This window comes from Lentilactobacillus kisonensis DSM 19906 = JCM 15041 (genome assembly GCF_001434135.1).
Lineage (GTDB): Bacteria > Bacillota > Bacilli > Lactobacillales > Lactobacillaceae > Lentilactobacillus > Lentilactobacillus kisonensis.
Window position 1 is genome coordinate 1 of sequence record NZ_AZEB01000055.1, and the last position, 4,957, is coordinate 4,957.

General features: G+C 38.4%; 5 protein-coding genes and 1 pseudogene. 5 read left to right on the forward strand and 1 reads right to left on the reverse strand.

The window, feature by feature from the left end; translation table 11 throughout:
• A pseudogene (locus FC98_RS13350) lies at positions 1-572 on the reverse strand (IS5 family transposase); the annotation flags it as partial.
• A gap of 327 nt (positions 573-899) precedes the next feature.
• On the opposite strand from FC98_RS13350, the gene FC98_RS15250 reads away from it, so the two are divergent.
• The 5 genes from FC98_RS15250 to FC98_RS13370 all read left to right on the forward strand — a co-directional run bounded on the left by FC98_RS15250 (position 900) and on the right by FC98_RS13370 (position 4,903).
• The gene (locus FC98_RS15250; protein ID WP_235803647.1) at positions 900-1,184 is read left to right on the forward strand and encodes a hypothetical protein; all 285 of its coding nucleotides are present in this window, start codon (positions 900-902) and stop codon (positions 1,182-1,184) included.
• Positions 1,185-1,247: 63 nt separating this feature from the next.
• On the forward strand, positions 1,248-1,730 hold the full coding sequence (locus FC98_RS15255) for a hypothetical protein (RefSeq protein ID WP_235803648.1): 483 nt from the start codon (positions 1,248-1,250) through the stop codon (positions 1,728-1,730).
• A 23-nt stretch (positions 1,731-1,753) separates the two neighbouring features.
• Positions 1,754-3,286: an FGGY-family carbohydrate kinase gene (locus FC98_RS13360; RefSeq protein WP_056949733.1), complete on the forward strand. Its 1,533-nt coding sequence runs from the start codon at positions 1,754-1,756 to the stop codon at positions 3,284-3,286.
• Entirely contained in the window at positions 3,286-4,158 is an 873-nt protein-coding gene (locus FC98_RS13365; protein WP_056949734.1) for an L-ribulose-5-phosphate 3-epimerase, read from the forward strand. Before FC98_RS13360 ends, FC98_RS13365 begins: the two co-directional genes overlap by 1 nt.
• 16 nt (positions 4,159-4,174) lie before the next feature.
• Entirely contained in the window at positions 4,175-4,903 is a 729-nt protein-coding gene (locus tag FC98_RS13370; RefSeq protein ID WP_054656145.1) for an L-ribulose-5-phosphate 4-epimerase, read from the forward strand.
• Positions 4,904-4,957: the final 54 nt, after the last annotated feature.

Below are 4,957 nucleotides of genomic sequence, written 5' to 3' on the forward strand. Positions count from 1 at the left end.
AGTTGTCTCAGGAATCAGCTTACATCCAGTTGTTCCGTAAGCTTTATCAGCGATCACATTAACCCCAGCTAGATCCAGCTGGTTTAACAAGGATTGGGCAGCCTGACTATCATGAACTTGCCCGCCAGTCAGTATAAAGCGTAACGGGTTACCTAAACCGTCAACCACGGCATGAATTTTGGTCGTTCGATCACCACGGCTTAAACTGATGGCTTGGTTTTCGACGAGGCAGCGGGCATTTTTTTAGCACCAGTGGCTTTTTGATGCACGCGAATACTGGTAGAATCTAAACTCACATTTTCTAGGTCTGGATCGTCAATCAGCTGCCGAAACAGCTTTTCAAATAACCCGGCATCTGCCAAAACTCGAAACCGACTATAAACGGTTTTCCAAGATCCATAACGTTCCGGTAAATCTCGCCAAGCAGCACCACTTTTTAGGATCCAGAGGATCGCATTAAAAGCTTGTCGATTGGATAATTTAGGCGGTCGGCCAGTGCAATATGGTGGAAAAAGTGATTCAATCCGCTGCCACTGCTCGTCAGTTATTTCATAGCGTTTGGGGATTGTCATGCCAAGACCTCAATTCGTTTTTATCCAGATTATACCGGATTAGCTTTTTTTAAGACAGACCCTAATTGGATTTGCAAATTATTTTTGATTTTATATAGTTAATCGATTAACATAAACTAAGAAAATCTATTTGGAGAAAGGATGATTATAATGAAATTTACTAAAGTTTTTTCGGATAAGCTTGACCATTGTTATGCAATTACATGAATTAATGACGGGAGTCATGATTACATCATTGTTGCTTCTGAAGAAAATCAGCCATGTTACGCTTATGATTTGAATGATTCATACAAACGGACTACAGTTTGGCTTGATGTTGGGGGAACTATGACTTTGGTACGTATTCCAGGAACAATGAACTTTTTAGCAACGCAAAGATTCTATCCTGGATTTAATTCAGCACGGTGTCGCATTGTTAAGGAAACGTTCAATGGCAATGGATGGGATCAATCAATCGTCGGAGACTTCCCATATGTTCATAGGTTTGATATTATTCCTCATGAAAATGGGCTTTGGTTTGTTGGCTGTTCAATTGCTAATTCTAAGAAAAATACTGACGACTGGACTGATCCTGGCAAGGCCTTGGTAGGAAATTATAATGATAATAAATAACGAGTTGAAGGCCTTCATGCGCTTGATGATACCCGACTTACTAAAAACCATGGATATAAGAATATGGGAGACTATTCATTAATTACTTCTGCTGATGGTATTTATCGGTTGGATTACCCAACTACTAGTGATGACTGGAAACTCACAAAACTTTCTAACAAAGAAACAAGCGATATTGCTGCCGCTGATATTAATAATGATGGTAAGGCTGAGTATTTGGCGATTGAAGGATTCCATGGCTCATACATCAGAATTTATAATGATCAATTTAAAACGTTATATTATAGTGAACCGAAAACACCATTTGGTCACGCAATCTGGGGCGGAAATATCGGTAAAAATCAATATTTTGTTTTTGGCTTTCGTCAAGGTGCTCAAAATCTCGAATTAATCGGAAGCAAAGATGGGGACATTACTACTCAAATCATTGATAAACAGGTTGGTCCAAGTAATGCAACTATTTTCTCTAAAGACAATAAATTGTACCTATTGTCTGCTAATCGAGAATCAAATGAGGTAGCGATTTATCATATTACTGATTTCTAAGCTAAGAGCGGGGAAATAATAAAATGACAAAATATTTTTTGACCATTGATAATGGTGGAACGAACACGAAAGCCATTATATTTAATGATGATGGTAAACAAATACAAACTGTTGCATTTCCAACACCACGTATTGAGGAGCAATCTGGTTTTCATGAAATTGATTTGGACGAATCTTGGGACTCGATTAGCAAAGCCATTCGTCAGGTGATTACTAAATCAGGGATTACAAACGATCAAATTAATGGTGTTTCATGTGTTGGTCATGGGAAAGGACTCTACGTACTTGATAAAGGGCATAGAGTGTTTATGCACGGAATATTGTCAACTGACTCACGTGCAACTTCGCTTGCTGAAGAGTTTGAAAAACATGTTTCAGATGTATATGAAATTAGTCATCAGCATGTTATGGAAACCCAATCTCCAGTATTGCTGCGTTGGTTAAAAGATTATGATCGGACAAAATATGACAAGATTGGCACCATTCTGGCTGCTAAAGATTATATTCGGTTTCGATTGACTGATAGAGTGAATCAAGAATATGGAGACGCTTCTGGAAATAATTTTATTAACCTATCGGATCAAAAATATTCTAAGAAATTATTTGATTTCTTTGGAATTCCTGAAATGTTTGATAAAATGCCACCATTAAAGAAATTTAGTGACTATTGTGGGGATGTAACATCTGAAGCCGCAGAAAGAACCGGACTTAAAGAAGGTACACCAGTTTATGCTGGCATGTTTGATATTGATGCATGCTCATTAGCAACGGGTGTTTTAAATGACGACTACTTCAGTTCTATTGTTGGAACGTGGAATATCAACGTTTTTCCATCACAAACAAGTGCTAAACAAGAAAGTGGGTTGATGAATTCAATTTATCCAACCGGATTAAATCTTGTTGAGGCTTCAAGCGCAACCTCTGCTGGTAATCTAGACATAATGATCAAAACGTTAATGAGTGAGGAGATTAAGAATGCCAAAACTCATGGAAGGTCTATTTATGATGTTTTGGAAGAATTTTTGAATCATACTGATGCTAGGTTTTCTAAAGCAATATTTTTTCCGTTCCTTTATGGTTCTAATGTAAACCCAGATGCTGAGGGAAGTTTCATTGGCATTCAAAGTAATACAACAAAATTGGCGATGATTCGTTCCGTTTATGAAGGAATTATTTTTGCCCATAGATATCATATTGAGAAACTTATTAAAGTTGCAGGGCATCGCCCTAAAGCGATTAGGATATCAGGTGGCGGCACCAATTCACGTGCATGGGTGCAAATGTTTGCTGATGCACTTGGGATACCTATTGAAACGGTTGAAGGATCTGAGTTAGGTGGCCTTGGTGGTGCTATGGCCTCTGCTGTGGGAACGGGGTTGTATTCGAATGTTGATGAGGCAGTTAAACGTATGTCTAAGCTTAAAAGTCATGTGAAACCTGACGAGGAACAGTATAAGATCTATACTCAGAAGTATGAAATATATCTTGATCTACTTCATACACTTAATCATGGGTGGTCAAAATTAAAAGAAATGCAAGAGAGGATTGATAAATAATGAATTCTTTAGGAATATATGAAAAAGCTTTGCCTAAACATAAGTCATGGTTAGAAACCTTGGAAATTGCAAAAGAACTCGGTTTTAACTTTATCGAGTTTTCTGTTGATGAAAGTGACGAAAGATTAGCAAGGTTAGACTGGACTAAAAAGCAGCGTGAAGAAGTGCGTGATGCTTCATGGAAAACAGGAATAAGACTCCATACACTAATGCTAAGTGGTCATCGTAGATTTCCCCTAGGCTCATCCGATCCTGATATTAGGGAAAAGTCTTTAGAAATGCTTTCAAAGGCTGTTGATTTAGCTAGTGATTTGGGTATTAGAAATATTCAACTAGCAGGTTACGATGTTTATTATGAGCCAAAAACGATTCAATCACGTGAATGGTTTATGGAAGGACTTAAAAAGGCCGTTGAAATTGCAGCTAGAAAAGAAATAATGCTTGATATTGAGACGATGGATGACCCATTCATTAACTCATTGAACACAATTGCTGAAATTAAAACCCAAATTCATAGTCCTTGGTTACAAGCATATCCAGATCTAGGGAATTTAACAGCATGGCCGCAAAATGATGTTGGCAGAGAGCTAGAATCAAATATTGATAATATCGCTGCTGTTCACTTAAAAGATACAACTCCTGTGTCCAAGACTTCTAAAGGCCAATTTCGAGATGTACCCTTTGGAAAAGGGACTGTCGATTTTGAAGGGTGCTTGCGAACTCTAAAGAGATTAGATTATAATGGGGCATATACCATTGAGATGTGGTCGGAAAATTCAGCAGACCCACTGGAAAAAGTTAAGGTGGCAAAACAATTCTTTGATGATATCTTTGAAAAAGTTGGTATCAAACAAGAACCAGCAGTTAAATAAATGGAGGATTTTTACTTTGCTAGAAGATCTTAAACAAGAAGTTTATGAAGCGAACATGCAGCTTCCTAAGTTGGACCTTGTGACTTTTACTTGGGGGAACGTTTCCGGAATTGATCGGGATAGGGGCTTATTCGTTATCAAACCATCCGGAGTTGAGTACGATAAGATGAAGCCATCCGATATGGTAGTGGTTGACTTGGATGGTAAAGTCGTTGAAGGCGACATGAATCCATCAAGTGATACACCAACCCACACTTATTTGTACAATCATTTTCCTAATATCGGTGGGATTACCCACACACATTCACCTTGGGGTGTTTCCTTTGCCGCGGCTAAAATGGATATTCCAGCTGTCAGCACGACACATGCTGATACTTTCTATGGTGATATTCCATGTGCACCGGCTTTGAATGAGGAACAAATCAAGGATGCTTACGAGTTAAATACCGGTAAAGTTATCGTAGATGAATTTGAAAAACGTGGGATTGACCCGGATGCTGTACCAGCTGTGTTAGTCAGTCAACACGGACCTTTCTCATGGGGACCAACACCGGATAAGTCAGTGTACAATGCCAAGGTATTGGAAGTTTCAGCTGAAATTAGTTACCATGCTTTGCAATTGACTCGTGACGAAATCCACGTACCACAATATCTTTTGGACAAGCATTATTACCGTAAGCATGGTGTCAACGCTTACTATGGCCAAAACAGTGCCAAATCAAAGGATCACGCTGAACACGAATAAATTAATGGTTTAATTTGAATTTATTTTTTTCCTCAATTGTCAAATCAAGTGCAA